The sequence below is a fragment of the Streptomyces sp. NPDC021562 genome, from assembly GCF_040640875.1.
GTDB lineage: Bacteria > Actinomycetota > Actinomycetes > Streptomycetales > Streptomycetaceae > Streptomyces.
Window position 1 is genome coordinate 145,689 of sequence record NZ_JBFACN010000019.1, and the last position, 20,338, is coordinate 166,026.

Here is a 20,338-nt window from a genome sequence, read left to right on the forward strand (position 1 = left end):
GGGTGAGCCGCACATGACCGTCGATGAAGCCGCACGTGTGCCCGTCGTGATCGTCGGGGCCGGGCCGGTCGGCGTGACCGCCGCCCTCCTCCTGGCCCGGCGCGGAGTCCGCAGTGTCGTCCTCGAACGCCACCAGGACGTCTACCCGCTCCCGCGCGCCGTCGCCGGCGACGACGAGATCCACCGGATCCTTCAGGCTGCGGGCGTCGGTGAGGAGTTCGCCGCGATCGCCCGCCCGGCGAAGGGGCTGCGGCTGCTGGACGCCCGGCACCGGGTGATGGCCGAATTCCGGCGCTCCCCGCACGGCCACCACGGCTACCCGCAGACCAGCATGTTCGACCAGCCCCAGCTGGAACGCGCGCTCCGCGACGCCCTGGCCCAGCGCCCGGAATGCGCACTGCGCGGCGGCGTGGAGGTCACCGGCGTCGGCCCGGACACCAGCGGCCCGGTGCGGGTGACCTACCGCGACGAGGACGGCGGCGAGCATGAGCTGTGGGCCGACGCGGTTCTGGGCTGCGACGGCGCCAACAGCCTCACCCGCGAGGCGATCGGCGGCGCCTGGGAGGACCTGCGCTTCGAGGAACGCTGGAAGGTCGTCGACGTCGAGACGACGGGCCCCGTCCGTTGCTGGGAGGGAGTCGACCAGGTCTGCGACCCGGCCCGGCCGGCCACCTTCATGCGCGTGAGCGAGAACCGTTACCGCTGGGAGTTCCGGCTCGGGGAAGGGCAGGAGACGGTCCGTGAGCTGGTCGCTCCGTGGCTGCCGTCCTCGTACGACGGGGACTTCGAGGTCGTCCGCGAGACGCAGTACACCTTCCGGGCCCGCGTCGCCGACCGCTGGCGCAGCGGACGGGTCTTCCTGCTCGGCGACGCCGCCCACCTCACCCCGCCGTTCATCGGGCAGGGCCTGTGCTCGGGGCTGCGGGACGCCTACAACCTCACCTGGAAACTCGCCCGCGTCCTCCAGCAGGGCGGTGACGAACGGCTGTTGGACACCTACGAGAGCGAACGCAGGCCGCACGCCCGGCATGTGGTGCGCCTCGCGGTCGCCATGGGCTGGGCCATGACCGGCGGCCAGGACGGCGCCGCCGCGATCCGCCGCCGGGCGCTGGGCGCCGCCTGCCGCATACCCGGCCTGACCGAGCTGGCCGGCCGCGACCTGAGCCCGCCGCTGACCGCCGGACCGCTGGTGCGGCGCGGGGCCCGCCGACGCCTGGCGGGCACGCACTGTCCTCAGCCATGGGTGAGTGTCGGTGGACGGCCCACCCGTCTCGACGACGCGCTCGGAGACTCCTTCGCCGTGCTGACCGCCGCCGAGCCCGGGCCTGCGCTGACCGCGCTCGCCCACGGCCTCGGCGTGCCCACGGTCCCGGTGGCCGACCTCGGCGACGACGGCACCCTCTCCGGCTGGCTGCGCGCCGGCCGCGCGGACGCGGTCCTGCTACGGCCCGACCGCGTCGTGATCGACGTCGTCCCCTCCGGTGGCGGCGACTTCACGTCGACCGCCGTCTGGGCATCCCTGCTGCACACCACTCGAACCCCTGATTCTGCCGAACGGACGGCGCCGCACAGCCTGTTGAGGAGCACCACACGATGAGTACGTCGTACCCGGAGCCGTTCTTCACGCCCGATCCAGAGACAGTGACGACCAGCCGTATCGCGGACTTCGCCCGCTACGTCGGGGTGGATGGCTCGGACTATGCCGCCCTGCATCGCTGGTCGGTCACGGACCTGGAGGGTTTCTGGGGCACGGTGTGGGAGTACTTCGGCATCGACGCCGACACCCCCTACGAGCAGGTCCTGGCCGAGGAGACCATGCCCGGCGCCCGCTGGTTCACCGGCGCCACCCTCAACTACGCCCACCACGCCCTGCGCAACGTCCGCGACGAGGACGCGGCGATCCTCGCCCTCGACGAGACCGGTGCCGGGTACGAGGTGACCGGCGCCCCGCTGCGTGCCCTGGTGGCGTCCGTGGCCGCCACCCTGCGCGACCTCGGTGTCGGCACGGGTGACCGGGTCGTCGGCTATCTGCCCAACACCCCGCACGCCATCGTCGCGTTCCTCGCCGCAGCGAGTCTGGGTGCCGTGTGGTCGGTGTGCGGACAGGACTACGCCCCCAAGGCCGCCGCCGACCGCTTCGCCCAGCTCGAACCCACCGTCCTGATCGCCGCCGACGGCTACCTCTTCAACGGCACCACCCACGACCGCCGCGACGCTGCCCTCGAACTGGCCCGCGCGCTCCCCACGTTGAAGGCGACCCTGCTGGTGGACCACGTGGGGCTGCCGCGGCCTTCGCAGGCGTACCCGTCGCTGGTGGTTCCCTGGGAGGAAGCCGCCACCCGAACCGAGCGACTCACCTGCGTACCGGTCCCGTTCGACCACCCGCTGTGGGTCGTGTTCTCCTCCGGCACCACCGGCCTGCCCAAGGGCATCGTCCACGGCCACGGCGGCGTGCTGCTGGAGCACCTCAAAACTCTGGGCCTGCACTCGGACGTGGGCCCCGGCGACCGTCTGCTCTGGTACACCACCACCCACTGGATGATGTGGAACCTGGTCGCCTCCACCCTCCTCACCGGCGCCACGACCTGCACCTACGACGGCAGCCCGGCCCCCTTCGCCAAGCTCGACGTGCTGTGGGAACTGGCCGCCCGCCACCGGGTCACCGTCTTCGGCACCAGCCCCCAATACCTGCTGGGCATGGGCAAGTTCGGCATCGACCCGTCCGTTCACGACCTGTCGTCGATCCGCGTCGTCGGCTGCACCGGCTCGGCCCTGCCCGCCTCCGCCTACCCCTGGGTCCGCGACCACGTCGGCGACCACGTCCTGCTGGCCTCCATCAGCGGCGGCACCGACATCGTCTCCGGCTTCGCCGGCAGCGCGCCGAACACCCCGGTCTGGGCGGGCCAGTTGTCGGCACCGCACCTGGGCGTGGCGCTGGCCGCGTACGACGCCGAGGGCCTCCCCGTCATCGACCGGGTCGGCGAGCTGGTCGTCACCCGGCCCATGCCCTCGATGCCGCTGTACTTCTGGAACGACCCCGAGGGCACCCGCTACCGTGACGCCTACTTCTCCTCCTACCCCGGGGTGTGGCGACACGGCGACTGGATCACGGTCACCGGGCACGGCTCGGTGATCGTCCACGGCCGCTCCGACTCGACGCTCAACCGCAACGGCGTACGGCTCGGCAGCGCCGACATCCACGACGTCGTCGAACGCCTCCCCGAGATCGCCGAAGCCCTGGTCATCGGCGCGGAGGAGCCGGACGGCGGCTACTGGATGCCGCTGTTCGTGGTCCCGGCGGCCGGTGTCGGGCTGGACGACGCCCTGCGCGACCGCATCCGCGACGCGATCCGCACCGGCGCCTCACCCCGCCACGTCCCCGACGAGATCCTCGAAGTGCCGGGCATCCCGCACACCCGCACCGGCAAGAAGCTGGAGGTCCCGATCAAGCGCCTGCTCCAAGGCGCGGCGGTGGAGCAGGTCGTCAACCCCGCCACCGTGGATGACCCCGACCTCATCGACCACTACGCCCGGCTGGGCCAGGAGCGCCGCGAGGGCAGGTCCGCCTGATGACCATCGTGCTCACCGTCGCCCTGTCCCTGGTCTTCCTTCCGCTGGGGCTGGCGAAGCTCGCCGCGGCGCCGGTCATGCGCCAGGCGGCGGCCCATCTCGGCATGTCGATCCGCCTCTACCGCGTCGTCGGCGCGCTGGAGGTGGCCGGGGTCGCCGGTCTGCTGACGGGCCTGACCCGGACACCACTGGGCGTGGCCGCCGCGACAGGCCTCGCCCTGCTGATGGCCGCGGCGGCGGTGGTCCACCTGCGCCACGGTGACCCGCCGCCCCGGGCCGTCCCGGCGGCCGTACTGGCCCTGATCTCCTTGACGTACGCGGCCGCGGCGACGGCCGCCGGCTGACGCGTCCCGTACGGCCGGGCACGGGCGGCATCCTGCGAGGGTGGCGGCCGCCCCTCCCCGGCTCCGCGCGGGCTGAATCGCACACCGGCCTCCCCCTCCCTCGAGGCCGGGCGGCCCGCGCCGACGTCCGGGGCCTGCGAGACGGCTGCGCTCAGCAGGCCCTGGACGTGACACCCCGCTCCCGGGGATGTCAGTCGCGATCGGAGGCAGTGGCGGGCGTCTCGCTCGAGGCCCGCGCGGACGTGCAGGCTGCTCGCCGCCAGATCGACGAGGACAGCGTTGACCGTAAGACCAACGAAGGTCGGCTGTATCGAAGTCCGCATCGTCCGGAAAGACAACACCTTTGACAGCGACCCGTCCGCACCGAAGTCACGCTCGGCGCCTGCCCTACTTCCGCAGTGCCACGGCCAGCGGGGCGGGACGGTCCACACCCTCGACCTAGGCACCGCCCTCACCAGCGACTGGCACCCGGCCACAGCGGCGGACGTCGTGCTCAGTCCCGACGGCCGTACCTTCGCCACCACCGAGTTCGTCCATGACCGATTCCTGGTACGGCTAGACAGCACCGCCGACGATCGCGCGTCCTGCACGTCCTCCCGCCACTCCCGGTCTCCCTGCCGTCGACCCCGGGGCCGCACCCTGCGCCTCACCCGTACGGGCGACGACGACCGCACGGCGAGGTGTGGAACACTCCGCAGCCGACGGCGCGCCAAGCCGCCCGTCGGCCCGGCCGCGCACTTTCCGGCCCTCCGGGGCGACGGACGGCTGCTCGTGGGCGACCGAGTCGTGGCCCGTCCACCGTCCTGGCGGGCGGGCGCGCTGTACCTCGTCGGGGCAGGCCCGCTGGGCACGCCGGCCTTCCCTCCCAACGGTTCCCGGCTCGCGGCCGACGACATGACCGGCCGGGTCACCTTGTGGGACAGCGATCTCCGCCACCGTGTCGCCGCAGTGCGGCGGGCTGCTCACTACCCCCGGGAGGCGATCTACACCCTCGCGTTCGGCTTCGACCGGTCCACGCTGTACGCCGGCAGCGCCCACGTCCCGCGCCAGCGGTACGACCTCGATTCCGCCCACGCCCTCGCACGGGTGTGCGCTCGCACGGGTGGGTCCGGTCTCAGCCCGGCCCAGTAGCGGGCCTATGTTCCCGTCGCCGCGTTCCGGCGGGTGTGCCCGTCCACGTGAGCACCGGACCCCCTCTCCCCCATACCCTTGCGACCCGGCGGTTCTACGCTCACACAAGTACTCGCGCAAAGTTCTATTGTCGTAACCAGGGTCCGCTGGCTTCCTGTCGTCCCGAAGTCAGTTGGCGGTGAGGCTTTCTCCTCCTGGGTAGATCGCGTTGCGGGGCGCCGTCTCCGGCCGGGCACACTGAGGCGCGGCAATCACTCGGCCTGTGTTTTCGGGCTCGCGGTTTGGACGGGCCGTCGTAAGGCCCAGTAACCCAGATACACCGGGTATGGCCTTCCGGTCCGCTGACGGATCGCTGAGTGAGATCACGCCGGCGAGGTCGTCCGGGAGCACGGATCGCCATCGAATGATCGGAGGAAACGCGTCCACAACGACGAGCCGGAACTGCTGGCCCTGCTCGCCGACGTGGTGGCTCTCGAAGAGCAGGGCCGCCCCGGGGCAGTCTGGGCGGGCGCGTGACACCTGCAAGCGCGCGCCCTGATCCCCTGCGCGCGCCCTCGGATGGCACCTGTTGCCGCAGCCGCGATGTAGCTTGACTGCTCCACGTCGGTCAAGGCGCTTGTATGCAAGGGGCACGCGATGGACTCGGGCACACTCATTGCCACCTGTGCGACGGCGGTGGCAGTTGGCTCTCTCTGGGTCAGCCTTAGCCAAGCAAGAACAGTAGTGGTACACAACCGAAAGTCTGTGAGGCCCCACTTACAGATGCGGCAGGTGAAGGACTACAGGGATCGCATAACCGGAATTCAGGTGATCAACGTCGGCCTCGGCCCCGCACTGATCACCAAAACCACGGTGAAAATGGACGGCGAGCCGGTCGGGCAGTGGGACCACCGAACCTTTCAGGCTCTGGCTGAAGAATGGCCTGCCGTGCCCAAAATGTATGCACTCTTCGAGGGTGTCAGCTTTCCCGTGGGCGCATGTGAATACCTCATCCACCTCGACGAATACGACGAGGTGACACACGCTTGGTTTTGGGAAATTGTAGCGCAACGACTAACTATCGAAATCGAATACGAGTCCTTCTACGGTGGAGAAAACTTCAAGGCCGTGCCACCTCCCACCTAATACGACCCCGGTTGCACTGCGCCGTGCCCTCAGCGGTCGAGCGAGCCGATGAAACGGTCCAGCCGAGAGACGACCTGCCGCAGGACGTCAACCGATCCTGCGGCATCGTCCGCAAGCTCCAGCCCATGGTCCGCCGAGGGCACTTCCAAAACTTCGTGTCGCAGGGACGCAGCGATTCGTGAGTCCCAGAGCTTGTCGGCACTGCCGCCGACGAGGAGGGTCGGCGCCACGGTACGCCGGAGAGCCGCGGCAACATGGCGGATGCTCAGGACCGGGGTGAGCCAGGCTGCCGGAATGTTCCTGTCGGCTGTTATGCCGCAGGCGAGGGAGCCCAGGGACTTGCCGACGACGAGCCGACAAGCCCCCGCCTCGGCTTCAATGGCTTCGGTGACCTGCCCCTCCACCCATACGATCCGGTCGTCCACCGTGAACTGCGCGAACCCTGCGGGGATCTGCCACCACAGCTCCTGGACCGTCCAGCCGTGCTGCAGCAGGACGCTCCGGGTGAAGTGCAGCAGCGGCCGGGCAGGCGAGTAACCAACACCTGGAACGACAACTGCGACACGATCTCGGCCTCCGTCGAAACGGGTGGGCATGGCAAAGGGGACGGGATCAGTCATGGCCGCAGACTACTAGTCAGTAGTTCACGTGGCTCGCGGTGCTCGAACGTCGCCACTACCTGGGATGACGTGGCCTGAACCCTCGGAATTACGTGACCGCCGCTGCGTCGACTCCGCACTCGCCCGTCGCTCGCCTTCCCCGCCCGCTATCAAACAGGCAACCAACACCCATATTCGCTCTGCCGCACCGGTTGAACCGGGCATTGGCCGACGCCAGCTCCACGATGATCTGGCGGTCCTGTAAGGAGTTGCCCGGCTCGCGGCATCGGCGTTGAGCACGGGTGGCCTCTACAGCTGGAGCACTGGGCCGACAGGCCGGAGCAGGTGAAAGCGGTGTGACCACTGGGCTACTGAAGCCCAGGTCGGCCGCTGAATCGTCAGGCGGTGAGCCGGGACGCGGTAGTTGCAACCGGGACATGACGGTTGGAACCAAGATCAGCTCGCAGCGCGGTTGGGGCCTGAGGTCCCGGGGTTCGCGGGCAGGGTCGCTGCGTCGTGGGCGGCGAGTTCTTCTCGGGTTCCGACCAGGGCAGGTCCGCAGCTGGGAGGGAGCCGGTCGACAACCATCGTGACGGCCTGCTCTGCCGTTGCGGCCGGGCCCACGGACTCGCTGCGCAGCGGGCCAGAAACCCAGTATTCGCCTTCTGCTGCGGGCTGGATGTAGGGAACGTCCCATGCCCACGGCCACTCCGTGCAGCGGCTGAAGTGCAGCTCTCCCATTCCTGTCCAGGGGAACAACCGGCGTAGGCGGGGCTCGGCGTAGGCCGCTTCGAGCAGTTCCGGACGGACCCGCCCGTCGTCGCGAACCCTCTGCCAACCCGCTTCGACCAAGGCCTGCTGGTCCGGTGGTGCCGTATCCATGGTGACCATCATCCCCGAGCCGCGGTAGCCGGATGTTGGATCCGCTACCTACAACGAACGGCAGGCGAGGCGGCTGGCCTTGGGGCCGTCAGGCCGCGCGTCCCGCCGGACCTGCCGACGGACGTCGCCGGCACCGCATCAGCGTCGTTTGTCCGGTGTCTCAGTTGGTCCGGTCGGCCCAGCCTTCGGGGAGATCGCCAGGTGCGAGGGCGACGGCGTCCTCGTTGTCCTCTCCGACGAACTCGTCAAGGGTGATCTTCGCGAACTCGGGGACGACGTAGATCGGATACGTGGGGCCGGCGTCGCGATAGGCGCGCATCCGGTCGAGGTGGTCGTTCTGGAAGAGGACGGTGCGCTGCGGGTGCTCCTCGACCCAGTGCGGGAAGAAGATCGTGCCGTGCAGCACGCGTTCGCCAGGGAGCACGTTCACGGTGACCGAGGTGCCTGTGGGTTCGGTCCAGGAGACCTTGTAGACGCCCGGAGTGAGCATGACGAGGTCGACGTCCTGGTCCCTGACCCAGCGGCCGCCGACCATGCCGGTGTGGATGCGGTAGTCGATGGTCGTCGGGTTCTTCACGTACATCTCGTACTGCCAGCCGTTTGCGTAGGTGTAGATGAAGCGGTGGCCGACCACGGCGGAAAGGTCCTGCGCCGGGACCGGACTGGCGACGGTGGTCTGGTGAGCGGGGGTGTTCATGGAGATCGTCCTTGTCTTGCGGTACGGCCACCTTGCCCAGTGGCCGGCACTTTCATTTTGCCACAAAACTATTTTGTGGCAAAACATGGATCCTGGCAGAATGGCGGGCATGGACACCGCTTCCGAGCTCAGCCGACTACTGGGCCCCCTGCGCCGCGCCGTGGTCCGCGCGACACGCAGCGCCGACGGGCTCCCCGACCTGCCCGAAGCCCAAATCGAGCTCCTGCGCGCGCTCGCTTCCGAGGGCCCCCTCAGTCCGCGGGCCACCGCTCAGCGACTGGGCATCGCACCCTCCACCGTCAGCAACTTGGTCAAGACGATGTCCGCAGCGGGCCTGGTGACCCGCGAGCCCGCCCCCGGCGATCTGCGCGCAGTGGTCCTCGCGCCATCCATAACCGCCCTCGACCTGCTCGACCGCTACGACCGCACCAGCTCGGCAGCACTCGCCCAGGCCATCGACCAACTACCCACCGACGACCGCGAGACACTGACGGCCGCACTTCCGGTACTGGCCCGCCTCACCAGTGCCTTGGAGCCGAGCCGACAACACCCCTGAGCCCGCAGCACAAAGCCCTTCACCATGCGGACGAAGAGGGGCTGCTCCCGAAGCCGCGCGCAGCTCGCCCTTGGACGTCCACGGCATGACCAGCGTCTTTGCACCAGGACCATTCCGGCGCTGCCCTGGCAAGAGGTCGACGTCGAGATCCGCAGGCCGGTGGACCTGCTGCCGGATCGCTGACGAGCAGTAGCCGGGCCGGCACTGGGCTCCCAAGCCTTTGCCGGTGGCTCGGCGAGCCATGCGTTCGACGGGGCCGACGTTTCTCTGCTCGTCCGGGCCGACGACAGGCCGAACCTCGACGGCAGCGAACCATGGGCTCTGACCGTCCGGTCGTGCGTCCATGAGGACGACTTCGGGGTGACGATGGACGTTGTCGGATGGCTTCTTCGCCACGCGACGACGCAGGGATGGGTAGGCTTCGTCCGCGACTCCGGTTTGGGCAAGGTCCAGCACCTCGTGCGTCACGAGGACGGGTTCGATCTTGTCGATGTCCGTCCGCTCGGCCAGGCGAAGCGTGTGCCCGGGGCGCCGTCATAGGAGTGTCCCTGCGCGGCCTGGTCGCCGCCGGCCTCGGCCTGCTCGCCCCCACGGCGGGCCGGGTGTTCACCGACGATCGGCACAACTGCTGCCTGGCGGACCTGACTTCAACAGAACGCGCGGTCGTCCTTGCGTACGTGGAGGCGAGGGGACCATCTGGAACGAGGCTGCCGCGCACGTCGGCGTCGGCGATGCGGAGGCCTTCGGTGAACGGGTGATGGGGATCGCTGACATCGGCTCCGCCCGCGGTTTCGTGAGCTCGTTCAGAAGGAGCGGTAGATCTCGCCGGGGTCATCGGCAGCCCGGGCCGCATACTCTTCGAAGCCCATATTGCCGATGCTCAGGTTCGCGTGGACGTCGTGGAGCGCTGTGGGGGCGGTGCGGAAATCGCGACCGAACTCGGTCAGTTGTTCGTAGTCCTCCTCGTCCACGCACTCCTCCCGCGTCAGTGTGGTGACCGCCAGCAGCGGGTGCGGCTCGACCTGCATGGTTGTAGGGGCGGCGAGAAAGACAACGGCCAGGTTGTCTGTCTCCCCACGGCTCCGTCAGCGCCGCCGCCACGTCCTGCCACGCCTGGTCGTCGAGGTAGTCAGTTCTCACGACCACGGGTCCTCAGCTGGAAGCCGTTGAGCCCTCTGCGGGCGCCCGCTCCGTGTGCGAGGCGGGCGGTCGGCGGCGAAAGATCTCGGCCACAGCTGTATTCGTGACCACGACGACCGCCATGGCCATGGCGGCACCAGGATGCCCGACGCCGTACAAGGCCGCTGCTCCCCCACCCAGCACCACCGCCTTGACCACGAGCACGAGCGGCAGCCCGGGCCGCAGCCGGGCCCTGGGCGCCGCGAACAAGGACCACAGCACCATGGCCAGCAGGGGCGTTCCCACGCCGAGCAGGATACGGAGGGCCTCGTCGTGGCTGACGGCGAATCCCCACCAGCTCAGGCACACCAGAGCGACGAGCTCCACGAGGAAGGCCAGGAGTTCGTTCGCGGCGTACCAGTGCCGCGTGTCCATCACGACCGCGCCATCAGGGCCTGCTGACATGGAGTCCTCTCGCTGCACAGGGCACCCAGCATGCCAGGGCGGCGCCACGTGCGTTGTGCTTTCCGGGACGACGGGACGTGGCCGCTGAAGCCGCTGCGATGGCCTATGTCGGGGGGTGATGCGCGACGACGGCAGTGACGTAGGCGGGGGCGGTGCCGACGGACATGCCGAAGCCGACGGCGATCTGCGCAAGCGGGTCGTGTCGGCGCAGGTGGAGGCGGGCGACGAGAGCAGGCCGGTGAGGCGGGAGCTTGCAGTGGGGGTCTCACCCTCACGGGGAGCCGCCGCTCGCCGTGTCCTGCGCCTCCGACCTGGCCCGGCGTGCCGCCTCGTCGGGCCACACGCCGACGTGGTCGGTTTCCAGGACCAGCCGCACCCGCTTGCGCAGGTGCAGGCGTTCGGTGAACTCCCTCGGCAGTTGCAGCCGGCCGCTGCCGTCCAGGACCGCGAACTCCTCGGCGCTGAGCACCTCGACGCCGTCCTCGTCGGTGGCGACCCGGCGCAGCACCTCGGTCGAGGTGCGGCCGTCGCGGATCCCCACGGTGCGCTGCACCTGCTCCGACACCAGCGCGTCGTGGGTGACGACGACCACGGTGACGCCGAGGTCCTCGTTGGCCCGGCGCAGGGCTGCGAAGACCTCGTCGCTGGTGGCGGTGTCCAGTTCGCCGGTGGGTTCGTCGGCGAGCAGCACCCGCGGCTCGTTGGCGTTGGCGACGGCGATGGCGACCCGCTGCTGTTCGCCGCCGGAGAGCGTGTCGGGGGTGCGGTCCCGGCAGTGGCCGACGGACAGCAGGTCGAGGAGTTCCTCCGCCCGGGCCCGGCGCCGGGAGCGCTTGATCCCGGCGTACGTCATCGGCAGCATCACGTTCTCGGCCGCGGAGAGGTAGGGCAGCAGGTTGCGGGAGGTCTGCTGCCAGACGAAGCCCACGGTCCGGCGCCGGTAGTCGAGCCGTTCGCGGCGCTTCATCGCCAGCAGGTCGTGCCCGGCGACCTCGGCGGCACCGGCGGTGGGGACGTCCTGGCCGGAGAGTATGCCCAGCAGGGTGGACTTGCCGGAGCCGGATGCCCCGACCACCGCGATCATCTCGCCCTCGGCCACGGTCAGGTCGAGGCCCTGGAGGGCCTGTACCTCCACGCCCTCGGACTGGTGGATCCGCACCAGGTTCTCGCAGACGACGAGCCCTGCCTCACGTCGCGGCGCGGCTGCCGCCCGTCGGTGCAGTTCGTCCAAGTCCGGCGGCTCTGGCGGCTGTTCGTGAACGGGCACACGGTCCCCCGGGGATGAGGTCTGCGGACAACGCTGTCAGACGGTCGTCAGGATAATGCGGAAGGCCGCCGGGCGGGTCGCGGGGCGGCAGTCCGTACGCGCGGGTGGCTGGGCCGAGCGGCGCCGTCAGGTGTCCTGGACGATGCGGCCGTCGCGGAGTTCGAGCACGCGGTCGGCCAGCTTGAGGAGTTGGGTGTCGTGGGTGGCGACGAGGACCGTGACGGCTTCGCTGCGGACGACGGCGCGCAGCAGATTCATCACGGTGAGGCCGGTGTCGGCGTCGAGTTGGCCGGTGGGTTCGTCGGCGATGATCAGGGCCGGGTCGTTGGCGAGCGCCCGGGCGATCGCGACCCGCTGCTGCTGGCCGCCGGACAGCTCACCGGGACGCTGGTCGGCGTGCTCGGAGAGGCCGACGAGGGAGAGCAGGAGGCCGACGCGGGCCTCGCGTTCGCGGGCCGGAACCTTCCGCAGGCGCAGCGGAACCCCGATGTTCTCGGCGGCGGTCAGGATCGGGATGAGACCGAAGGACTGGAACACGAAGCCGACGCGCTCGCGGCGCAGCGCCAGCAACTCGTCGGCGCCGAGGCCGGCGAGGTCGGTGCCGTCCAGGATGATGCGGCCGCCGTCCGGAACGTCCAGGCCGCCGACCAAGTTGAGCACGGTGGTCTTGCCGGAGCCCGAACGCCCTCTGAGAGCGACGAGTTCACCGCGCGGCACGGTGAAGGAGACACCGCGCAGGGCGTGGACGGCGGTGTTGCCGCTGCCGTAGGTACGGCGCAGGTCCTCGACCACCACCATCCCGCCGGTCCCCGTCCCGACGCCCGCCACGCCCGCCATGACGCCGTCGTCGCTGGTCCGCTCACGCACCTTGCCCTCCCCGTCCGCCCGGTGCGGACCGGGCCGGTTCGCATCCGAACCGGCACCGTACGGCATGCCGCACCGCCGCCGGAAGATCAGCCGGGGCACACCCGGCTTGCCCTTTTCAGCGTCGTGGTGGCCGGGCGTCTGGCCGCCCTCGACACGGAGATCGCCCGCCTCACGCGCCTGCCGCAGGGCCTCACCGCAGCCGGGCGTGCCACACGGGCCATACGGGCCACACGGCGGGACGGCGCGCCGCGCTGATCCAGGCGTCGGGGACTGACGGTCGCCGAACCTCGTGAACTCTCGTCATGCCGAACCGGGTTCAGCCGAGACCTCGGTGAGCGGCCCACAACTCCCCGGCGCGGCCGGCGGCTTCAGCCACCAGGGTCGCCAGTTCGGGTCTGTCGGGGACGGGGAACGACACGTAGGCGCCCCGACCACCGGCGACAGGTCGCCCGTAGGCCTTCACGGCGACGTGGCCGTCCGGGAGAAGCCGGACGGTGAGCGTGGTCAGCGTGAACTCCTCACCGCGCCGGGTGTCCGTCCACCGGAGCGCCTGCGGAACCGTGACATTGATCGCGAGTGCATTCACTTCCAGGTCGCTTCGGTCGCTGTCCATGGACGGATGGTTCCACACCGAGCGCCGCAGGGCCGCTGCTACTGCGTCCGAGGTGTCCCACAGCCGTCCGCCACGCGGCCGTCACCGCGCCGTGGGCCTTCGCGGTGCACGCTGCCCGGTCACCGCTCAGGGTGATCGGGGCGCCGACGTGGACGTGCAGCAAGGGGCGGCGCAGGGGCGCGGTGAGCAGCCCGGCGATCTGCTTGCCTGCCGTGCCCGAGGCGATGCGCCGGGCTCCCGCCTGGCCGACGGGGACGACGGGGGCGCCGGTGCGCTCGGCCAGCCGCGCCAGACCGCCGCGGAAGGCGGCCGGTTCGGCTTCGGCGGCGTCGGTACGGGTCGGGAGACCGCCTTCGCCGTAGATGAGCACCGTGCGCCCCTCCCCCAGGGCCGCCGCGGCGAGGTCGAGACAGCGGGCGGCACGGCGGTCCCTGCGGTGCACCGGGATGTGGCCCTCCCGGGCGAGCGTGCGCCCCAGGAGGGGCACGCGCCACAGGCCGGCGGCCGCCATGACGGCAGGCTCGGCGCCCAGTCGGCGCAGCGCGGCGAGAACGACGGCCGGATCGGCGAGGGACGTGTGGTTGGCGACGATGATGCTGCCCGGCGCGAGGGCGGTACCGGTGTCGGCGGTCACGGTGAGTCGGCCGACGGCCGGCAGCAGGACGTCGGCGAGGCGGCTGAGCATGAGGGGTCTCCCGGTCTCCACGGTGTTGATCCACATCGTCGAGGACCGGAAGGGGCTGAGGCCTGGGCCTTCGTACTCAGCCGCACCAGCGCGCGGTACTCAACTCCGGGCCGTGACGTGGCCGTACGGCGATGTTCTGAGCGGAGATGTCGCTGCTGGACGTGTGCCGGCCGCGGTCCCCGCGTCGGCGCGGGAGGCTGCAGGACGCCGTCAGGCCGAGGCGTGCGGCTGCTGCGGGTTGAGGTAGTGGACGCGGGTCTCCCGTGCGTGAGCCGTGAGCAGTCCGAGGAGTTCCTCCGCCGCGGTCTTCAGGAGGTCGCCGTCGTCGTCCGCCCGCAGGGTTTCCAGGACGAAGGCGACGTGGGTGGAGTCCTCGGTGACTCGGGTGCGGTGGGCGTCGCGGTGGTTCCAGTGCCGGGTCAGGACGCCGGTGGCGTCCGCGTAGATGATCTCACCGGGCCTCGGGTTCTCGACGGTGCCGGGCTCACCGAGCGGGGTGAACTCCTCGCTGCCCTCGGCGTACCTGATCTCGACCTCGCCGACGACGTGGTCGAGGTCGAAGGCGCCTGCGGGCAGGCCGTGGCGGACGGAGACGGCGTTGTAGGAGTCGACGGCCGGGTTGATGCGCGGCAGTGTGCCCTTCTTCGCCATACGGCGTCCGAGGGCGTCGACACTGGGGCGGACGCGGCGCGGATTGGTGCCGAACGAGCGGTAGGCGGTGTGCCATGCCTCGATACGCGGGTCGGTGTCGTCGGCGGGGGCCCAGGCGCCGGCGGCCAGTTGCCGCTCGAGGTCGTCGAGGACTCCGACCGTGTCGGGCCAGGGTTCCTGGCCGCGCAGACCGGTGGCCGTGACGACGGCGATCAGGGTGGAGGGGAAGGCTTCGGCGACCGCGGTCGTGAGGCGGAAGGTCGGCATGGGCGGGCTCCGTTCGGCTCAGGGAAGGGGGACGAGGGGCGAGGGATGGGGGGCGGCGGCCGCCTCGTCAAGGCCCTTGCCCCGGGCGGAGAAGCGGTCGGCGACCGTGGCGCGGTGCGTGACGGGCCTTGCGTCGTCGTGGGTTCAGTTGAGGGCGAGGAGGCCCACCGCGACCGCGGCGGCGCCCAGGCCGAGGAGCTGTCCCCGGTGGATGCGCTCCGCGAGCACGCCGCGCGCGAGCAGCACGGTGGCCGTCGGGTAGAGGGCGGTGATCACGGCGACGACGGTGAGGTCGCCGCTGCGCGCGGCGAGCAGGAACAGCAGGTTCGCCAGGGAGTCCAGCACTCCGGCGCCGGCCGCCATGGCGTAGGCGGGCTTCTCGGGGCCGAGCCTGCGGTGCAGAAGGCCGGCCGTGGTCAGGGTGACGGCCGAGGAGACGGCTCTGCCGACGATCAGCGGGGCCACGCCGCTGCCGGCCGGGGCCTGGTGGAGGAAGACCAGCTGCAGGGCGATGGCGGCGCCCGCCCCGAGGGCCAGGGTCAGGGCGGTGCGCGAGGGGCGGGCGGCGCCCGCTCCGGGCCCGGCGCTCACGAGTACCACCGCGGCCAGCGCGAGCGGCAGGCCGATGAGCCCGGCCGGGCCCGGACGGTCGCCCTCCCCCAGGCCCACCGCGACCGGGAGCGCGGCGGACACCAGCGCCGTCACCGGGGAGAGCACGTTCATCGGGCCGATGGCCAGGGTCTTGTAGAGCAGGGCGAAGGCGGCGGCGGAGGCCACGCCTGAAGCGGCACCCCAGCCGACGACGGCGGGGTCGAACGAGGCACCGAGCAGGGGCCACACCAGTAGTTCGAAGGTGAGGCTGGCGGGCGCGGCGACCATCACGGTGCGCAGCACATGGGCCTTGCGCGTGCCGAGGCCGCCGAGGAAATCGGCGCATCCGTAGGCGAGCGAGCTGCCCAGGCCCAGCAACAGAGCTATCACGGGACGATCCCTTACCATTACAGTGGAACGACTGAACCGTACAACAGAACGACCGTGGCGTGTCAACCGAACGACCGGGTGGCACATTCCACCGACCTGTCAGCGAGGGAAGGCGATCAGGTGGCCGAGGCAGACGCAGCCCTGCGGACGCTCGCGCACAACGTCCGAGCGGCCCGCACCCGGGCCGGCCTGTCCCTGGACGAGCTGGGCCGCCGCGCCAAGGTCAGCAAGGGCGCCCTGGTCGGCCTGGAGAAGGCCCAGGGCAATCCGAACTTCGCGACCCTGGTCCGGCTGGCCGACACCCTCGGCGTCTCGGTCTCCGCCCTGTTGGAGGGGCCTGCCGAAGGCCGGGTCCGGGTGGTGTCGGCCGACGCCGTGATGCCGCTGTGGGCCGGAGAACAGGGCGGCGACGCCCGGCTGATGCTGACCACCTCGGGACCGGCGCCGGTGGAGGTGTGGCGCTGGCGCCTGCAGCCGGGCGAGGAGTACCCCAGTCACCCGCATCAGGCCGGCGTGACCGAGACCGTCAGTGTCACCGCGGGTCGCATGGTCCTGGTCGTCGACGGCACGGAGCACGCGGTGGCGGCCGGGCAGACCGCCGCCTTCGACGGCGACGTCCCGCACACCTACCGCGGCGCGGGCGACGCCACCTGTCACCTGATCATGACCGTCCACCTGCCCGCCGGCCCGACCACCTGAGCCCCGGGCACATCGGCGCCGGCCCGGCCGGTCACTCCCCGGTGGTCTTGTCCACCAGGGCGCTGTACGTCAGCTGCAACGCGTCCGCGCCGGCCAGGGCCGCGAGCGCCCCCATGGCCGTGCGCGTGGCTCGGGGCCAGAGCAGCTGCCCGGCGGTGAGCGTCGAGGCCACCCAGACGCTGACGCAGTACGGGCAGGTGACCAACTCGCCGACCATGGCCTCGCCGCCTTCGGACCGCGCCTCCTCGTGCAGCTCCGCCGGCCCCTGCGGGCCGTGGAACGTGGTGAAGGGAGCCCGGAGCGGACTGGTCACCGACGCCTTGCTCAGCAGCCGGCTCAGCCGGAACGTGGCCACCGCGGTCAGCGCCACGTCCCCCGGCACGGGCCGGTCCGGCAGCGGGCGTCCGCGCATCCTCACCACCGTCGCCCAGGCGGCGGTGTAAGCGCCGAAAGCCGCCAGGGCCGCCGTGTAGCCACCCAGCGGACGCTCCTCCTGCGCCGAGTACGCACGCAGCCGTCGCCGCAGAGGTTCCGTGAACCGGCCGTCAGCCGCTGTGCCCATGATCCCTGCCTTCTTCGGTCCCCTTCTGGCCCATACCGGCTCTGTCCCATACCGGAATGAACGGGAATCTTCCCCATGGCGCAGGGTCCCCCTGGCGGTGGTGGACAAACAACCTGTGGTTCCTGTCTGTCCTGCCCGGTGCGGGTGTTCACCCGCGGCGCGCCCGAATCCGCGGCCACCCGCCGGTTGCCCTCCGGTCAACGGGTACTCGCGAAGTCCGAACACACCTCGCTTCGAAGGTGATGATCATGACCACTTCTCCCCGGCCGTCGATGGAAACGCATCCGGACATCATCGACATGCGGCTCAGGCACGAGATGGCCGAGCGCGCGACGAGCACGCCCCAGGGGCAGGCCATCGAGACCATGGCACTGCTCACGGGGCTGTACCTGGCGGCGTCCCCCTGGATCACGGGCTTCAACGCCCTGTCGACCCTCGCCGTCAGCAATCTGCTCACCGGAATCGCCTACGCGGTCCTGATGAGCGGCGGGTTCGGACGCGCCTACGAACGCACCCACAGCATGGCGTGGGCCTCCTGCGCCCTGGGCGTATGGGCGATCATCTCCCCCTGGGTGGTCGCCGGGCACGTCAACACCACCAAGACCATCGTGAACAACGTCATCACCGGCGCCGTGGCCCTGCTGCTGGCTATGGCCGCCAGCGCGGCCGCCAGGGCGGCGGAGTCGTCCCAGGCGGGGCGCGGTGTGCCGACGTCCTACGCGCCCGGGCGCGGCTGACCACGATCCCTGACCCGCGTCAGCGCCCGGGTCACGCGAGGGTCGGTGCCGAACCGGACCTCGCGGCGACCCGGGCGTGCTGTCCGTGTCGACAGTGCACGAGGCGGTCGCCGAGCCCCAGGGCGTCGGCCTCCGCGAGGAAGGCGTCCAGGGGCGATCGCATCACGGTGTAGTCGCCGTAGTGGACGGGCAGCACGGCGCGGGGGTCCAGGCGCCGGGCCAGTTCCGCGCCCTGGGCGCCGTCCATGGTCACGACGAAACCGCCGGGCAGCCGGGTGCCGCCCAGGTGCAGCACGGCCAGGTCGGCGGCCGGGAACCGGCGGGCGATCTCGTCGAGACCGTCGTAGACCAGCGTGTCGCCCGAGACGTACAGCCGCAGCCGGGGCGACCCGCCCGCGGGGCCGAACTCCAGCATGCTGCCCATCACCGGGGGCAGCATGCCGCGCAGCACCGCGTGGCCGGCGTGCCGGCCCGGCAGGGCGGTCACCCGGACCTGGTCACCGCCCTGGCGGAGGGTGAACCCCTCCCAGGTGCGCAGCCCGGCCGTCCGGGGAAAGCCGTGCAGCACCCGCAGCCGCCGGGCCGCGTGCGGGGTCGACAGGATCGGGACGCCGTGGTCCAGATGCCGACGCGCCCGCCGGTCCCAGTGGTCCCCGTGCAGATGCGACAGCACGATCCCGTCGAGCCGTGGCAGGTCCCGCACGTCGACGGCGGGTTCGGTGAGCCGCCGGCTGAGCAGCCCGTACCCCAGGTAGGCGTACTGGCCCCGGTGCAGGAAGTTGGGGTCGGTGAGCAGGGTGAGCGCGCCGTACCGCAGCAGGACCGTCGCGTTGCCCACGAAGTGGAGGTCGACGACGTCGTCCGTGAGGTCACCGGTGTTCGAGACCATCAGGCACCTCGCCAGGGCAGGGAACCGGGCCGCGGCCGTCGTCCGCGGCGGGGCCGCGGGTCGCGGCACCGGACCGGGTACCCACACCGCGGTGCTTCACGGGGCGCGCACCTCACGCAGGGCGGCGCCGATGTGGGCGACGCCCGCTTCGATGTCGTGGGCGGGGCCCGCCGCGTAGCCGAGCACGAGGCCCGGCCGGCCGGGCCGGACGCGGTGCCAGGACAGCGGGTGCACCTTCACGCCCCGGGCGAGGGCCGCCTCGGCGAGGTCGGTGTCACGGAAGCCGGTGTCCCGTGCGCCGTCGAAGGTGACCATCAGGTGGAGGCCCGCGGCCGCGCCGTGCACCCTGGCCTGCGGCAGGTGCGCCTCGACGGCCCGCAGCATCGCGTCCCGCCTGCGCCGGTGGCGGGAGCGCACATGGCGCAGGTGCCGTTCCAGTTCGCCGGAGTCCATCAGCCGGGCGAGCACCAGCTGGGTGAGGATGCCGGTCCCGAGGTCGGCGTACCGCTTGGCGGTCACCACCGCGTCCAGCCGGTCCGGCGGGACGAGGAGCCAGCCGATCCGCAGCGCGGGCGCGAGCAGCTTGGAGACGCTTCCCGCGTAGCAGACCCCGTCGGGCATCAGGGAGCGAAGGGCCGGCACCGGCGGCCGGTCGTAGCGGTGCTCGGCGTCGTAGTCGTCCTCGATGACCACCCCTCCGGCGGCCGCCCAGTCCAGCAGCTCCCGGCGGCGTTGCCCGTCGAGGACGACACCGGTGGGGAACTGGTGTGCCGGGGTCGTCAGCACCGCGCGGGCACCGCAGGCCCGCAGCGCGCCGACGTCCAGCCCGCCCGCGTCCACGGGCACGGGAACGGTCGTATGACCGCCGTGCTCCAGTTGCTGGCGTGCGCCGAGCGATCCGGGATCCTCGACCGCGATCCGGCTGATGCCCTCCCCGCGCAGGATCTGGCCGAGCAGACCGAGGGCCTGCGCCACGCCTCCGACCACCACCACCTCGGCCGGGTCGGCGCGGATGCCGCGGTTGCGCGCCAGCCAGTCGACGACGGCGCGGCGCAGGGCGAGGGCACCCCGTGGATCCCCGTATCCGAAGTCGCCGGGGGTGACGCTCGCGAGGACGGCGCGTTCGGCACGCAGCCAGGCGGTACGGGGAAACGCGGCGAGGTCGGGGACGCCCGGGGAGAGGTCGATCCGGCACGGAAGGGCCCGCAGCGCGTCGATGGCGCCCTCGCGGTCGGCCGCCCCGAAGAGCGCACGGCCGGGCTCCGCCACGTCGGCGGGGCGTGCGCGGGGCGCGGCGGGAGCGGCCACCACCACCGTGCCGAGCCGGCCGCGACCGGCGATCTGACCGGACTCGGCCAGCCGCCGGTAGGCCTCGGTGACCACGCCCCGCGTCACCTTCAGCTCCTCGGCGAGCACCCGGCTGGCCGGCAGCCTGGCTCCGACGGGCAGTCTGCCGTCGGCGATGGCCGACCGCAGCCGGTCGGCGAGCCAGGCGGTACGTCCGCCGGACGGCGCCCGTCCGATGTCCAGCTGGAGGAAGTCCGAGCCGACGCTCGCCGCAGGCGCCGGGTGCGAGGTTTTGGACCCCTCGGACGGTGACTTCGTGGACCTGCCCATGGCGTCCATTGTGGC

The 20,338-nt window shown here is 71.4% G+C and carries 22 protein-coding genes and 1 pseudogene; 8 read left to right on the forward strand and 15 right to left on the reverse strand.

Annotation, left to right across the window (positions count from 1 at the left end):
* The first annotated feature begins 13 nt into the window (after nt 1-13).
* From AB0G52_RS27990 to AB0G52_RS28010, 5 genes are all read left to right on the forward strand, one after another.
* Complete coding sequence (locus AB0G52_RS27990) at nt 14-1,597, forward strand: bifunctional 3-(3-hydroxy-phenyl)propionate/3-hydroxycinnamic acid hydroxylase (RefSeq protein WP_132891099.1); 1,584 nt, start codon at nt 14-16, stop codon at nt 1,595-1,597.
* Complete coding sequence (locus AB0G52_RS27995; protein WP_132891100.1) at nt 1,594-3,570, forward strand: acetoacetate--CoA ligase; 1,977 nt, start codon at nt 1,594-1,596, stop codon at nt 3,568-3,570. The genes AB0G52_RS27990 and AB0G52_RS27995 overlap by 4 nt, the downstream gene beginning before the upstream one ends.
* Nucleotides 3,570-3,914, forward strand: a complete 345-nt coding sequence (locus AB0G52_RS28000; protein WP_132891101.1) for a DoxX family protein — start codon at nt 3,570-3,572, stop codon at nt 3,912-3,914. The genes AB0G52_RS27995 and AB0G52_RS28000 overlap by 1 nt, the downstream gene beginning before the upstream one ends.
* 771 nt (nt 3,915-4,685) lie before the next feature.
* A complete protein-coding gene (locus AB0G52_RS28005; RefSeq protein ID WP_132891102.1) occupies nt 4,686-5,045 on the forward strand; it encodes a hypothetical protein in 360 nt (119 codons plus the stop codon).
* A gap of 771 nt (nt 5,046-5,816) precedes the next feature.
* Entirely contained in the window at nt 5,817-6,170 is a 354-nt protein-coding gene (locus tag AB0G52_RS28010; protein WP_361339789.1) for a hypothetical protein, read from the forward strand.
* 29 nt (nt 6,171-6,199) lie between these two features.
* On the opposite strand, the gene AB0G52_RS28015 is transcribed toward AB0G52_RS28010, so the two are convergent.
* The 3 genes from AB0G52_RS28015 to AB0G52_RS28025 form a co-directional block, all read right to left on the reverse strand.
* The gene (locus tag AB0G52_RS28015) at nt 6,200-6,790 is read right to left on the reverse strand and encodes an alpha/beta hydrolase (protein ID WP_132891104.1); all 591 of its coding nucleotides are present in this window, start codon (nt 6,788-6,790) and stop codon (nt 6,200-6,202) included.
* A 435-nt stretch (nt 6,791-7,225) separates the two neighbouring features.
* Nucleotides 7,226-7,663: a DUF6193 family natural product biosynthesis protein gene (locus tag AB0G52_RS28020; RefSeq protein WP_361339793.1), complete on the reverse strand. Its 438-nt coding sequence runs from the start codon at nt 7,661-7,663 to the stop codon at nt 7,226-7,228.
* A 148-nt stretch (nt 7,664-7,811) separates the two neighbouring features.
* Complete coding sequence (locus AB0G52_RS28025) at nt 7,812-8,348, reverse strand: phenolic acid decarboxylase (protein WP_132891105.1); 537 nt, start codon at nt 8,346-8,348, stop codon at nt 7,812-7,814.
* A 109-nt stretch (nt 8,349-8,457) separates the two neighbouring features.
* Between AB0G52_RS28025 and AB0G52_RS28030 the strand changes: the two genes are divergently transcribed.
* Nucleotides 8,458-8,904 (forward strand): MarR family winged helix-turn-helix transcriptional regulator, encoded by a 447-nt coding sequence (locus tag AB0G52_RS28030; protein WP_132891106.1) that lies wholly within the window; start codon nt 8,458-8,460, stop codon nt 8,902-8,904.
* Nucleotides 8,905-9,707: 803 nt separating this feature from the next.
* Here AB0G52_RS28030 and AB0G52_RS28035 read toward each other — a convergent pair.
* The 9 genes and pseudogenes from AB0G52_RS28035 to AB0G52_RS28075 all read right to left on the reverse strand — a co-directional run bounded on the left by AB0G52_RS28035 (nt 9,708) and on the right by AB0G52_RS28075 (nt 15,819).
* Entirely contained in the window at nt 9,708-9,932 is a 225-nt protein-coding gene (locus AB0G52_RS28035; RefSeq protein WP_361339798.1) for a hypothetical protein, read from the reverse strand.
* Between the two features lie 124 nt (nt 9,933-10,056).
* Nucleotides 10,057-10,488: a YrdB family protein gene (locus AB0G52_RS28040; protein ID WP_361339801.1), complete on the reverse strand. Its 432-nt coding sequence runs from the start codon at nt 10,486-10,488 to the stop codon at nt 10,057-10,059.
* 127 nt (nt 10,489-10,615) lie between these two features.
* Nucleotides 10,616-10,744, reverse strand: a pseudogene (locus AB0G52_RS28045) (transposase family protein); the annotation flags it as partial.
* Nucleotides 10,745-10,759: 15 nt separating this feature from the next.
* Complete coding sequence (locus AB0G52_RS28050) at nt 10,760-11,719, reverse strand: ABC transporter ATP-binding protein (protein WP_132891107.1); 960 nt, start codon at nt 11,717-11,719, stop codon at nt 10,760-10,762.
* Between the two features lie 162 nt (nt 11,720-11,881).
* Complete coding sequence (locus AB0G52_RS28055) at nt 11,882-12,592, reverse strand: ABC transporter ATP-binding protein (protein ID WP_132891146.1); 711 nt, start codon at nt 12,590-12,592, stop codon at nt 11,882-11,884.
* Between the two features lie 346 nt (nt 12,593-12,938).
* Nucleotides 12,939-13,235 (reverse strand): hypothetical protein, encoded by a 297-nt coding sequence (locus tag AB0G52_RS28060; RefSeq protein ID WP_132891108.1) that lies wholly within the window; start codon nt 13,233-13,235, stop codon nt 12,939-12,941.
* The gene (locus AB0G52_RS28065) at nt 13,141-13,920 is read right to left on the reverse strand and encodes a lysophospholipid acyltransferase family protein (RefSeq protein WP_132891109.1); all 780 of its coding nucleotides are present in this window, start codon (nt 13,918-13,920) and stop codon (nt 13,141-13,143) included. The genes AB0G52_RS28060 and AB0G52_RS28065 overlap by 95 nt, the downstream gene beginning before the upstream one ends.
* Nucleotides 13,921-14,130: 210 nt before the next feature.
* The gene (locus AB0G52_RS28070) at nt 14,131-14,838 is read right to left on the reverse strand and encodes a phenylalanine--tRNA ligase beta subunit-related protein (RefSeq protein ID WP_132891110.1); all 708 of its coding nucleotides are present in this window, start codon (nt 14,836-14,838) and stop codon (nt 14,131-14,133) included.
* Nucleotides 14,839-14,982: 144 nt separating this feature from the next.
* On the reverse strand, nt 14,983-15,819 hold the full coding sequence (locus AB0G52_RS28075) for an EamA family transporter (protein ID WP_132891111.1): 837 nt from the start codon (nt 15,817-15,819) through the stop codon (nt 14,983-14,985).
* A gap of 120 nt (nt 15,820-15,939) precedes the next feature.
* Here AB0G52_RS28075 and AB0G52_RS28080 point away from each other — a divergent pair, with 120 nt between their 5' ends.
* The gene (locus AB0G52_RS28080; protein ID WP_361339808.1) at nt 15,940-16,518 is read left to right on the forward strand and encodes an XRE family transcriptional regulator; all 579 of its coding nucleotides are present in this window, start codon (nt 15,940-15,942) and stop codon (nt 16,516-16,518) included.
* 31 nt (nt 16,519-16,549) lie between these two features.
* Here AB0G52_RS28080 and AB0G52_RS28085 read toward each other — a convergent pair whose 3' ends face one another.
* Nucleotides 16,550-17,080 (reverse strand): DUF1360 domain-containing protein, encoded by a 531-nt coding sequence (locus AB0G52_RS28085; RefSeq protein WP_132891113.1) that lies wholly within the window; start codon nt 17,078-17,080, stop codon nt 16,550-16,552.
* A gap of 248 nt (nt 17,081-17,328) precedes the next feature.
* Between AB0G52_RS28085 and AB0G52_RS28090 the strand changes: the two genes are divergently transcribed.
* A complete protein-coding gene (locus AB0G52_RS28090) occupies nt 17,329-17,817 on the forward strand; it encodes an SPW repeat protein (protein ID WP_361339811.1) in 489 nt (162 codons plus the stop codon).
* 31 nt (nt 17,818-17,848) lie between these two features.
* On the opposite strand, the gene AB0G52_RS28095 is transcribed toward AB0G52_RS28090, so the two are convergent.
* The gene (locus AB0G52_RS28095; RefSeq protein ID WP_132891114.1) at nt 17,849-18,706 is read right to left on the reverse strand and encodes an MBL fold metallo-hydrolase; all 858 of its coding nucleotides are present in this window, start codon (nt 18,704-18,706) and stop codon (nt 17,849-17,851) included.
* Nucleotides 18,707-18,802: 96 nt separating this feature from the next.
* Nucleotides 18,803-20,323: a PLP-dependent aminotransferase family protein gene (locus AB0G52_RS28100; protein ID WP_361339814.1), complete on the reverse strand. Its 1,521-nt coding sequence runs from the start codon at nt 20,321-20,323 to the stop codon at nt 18,803-18,805.
* Nucleotides 20,324-20,338: the final 15 nt, after the last annotated feature.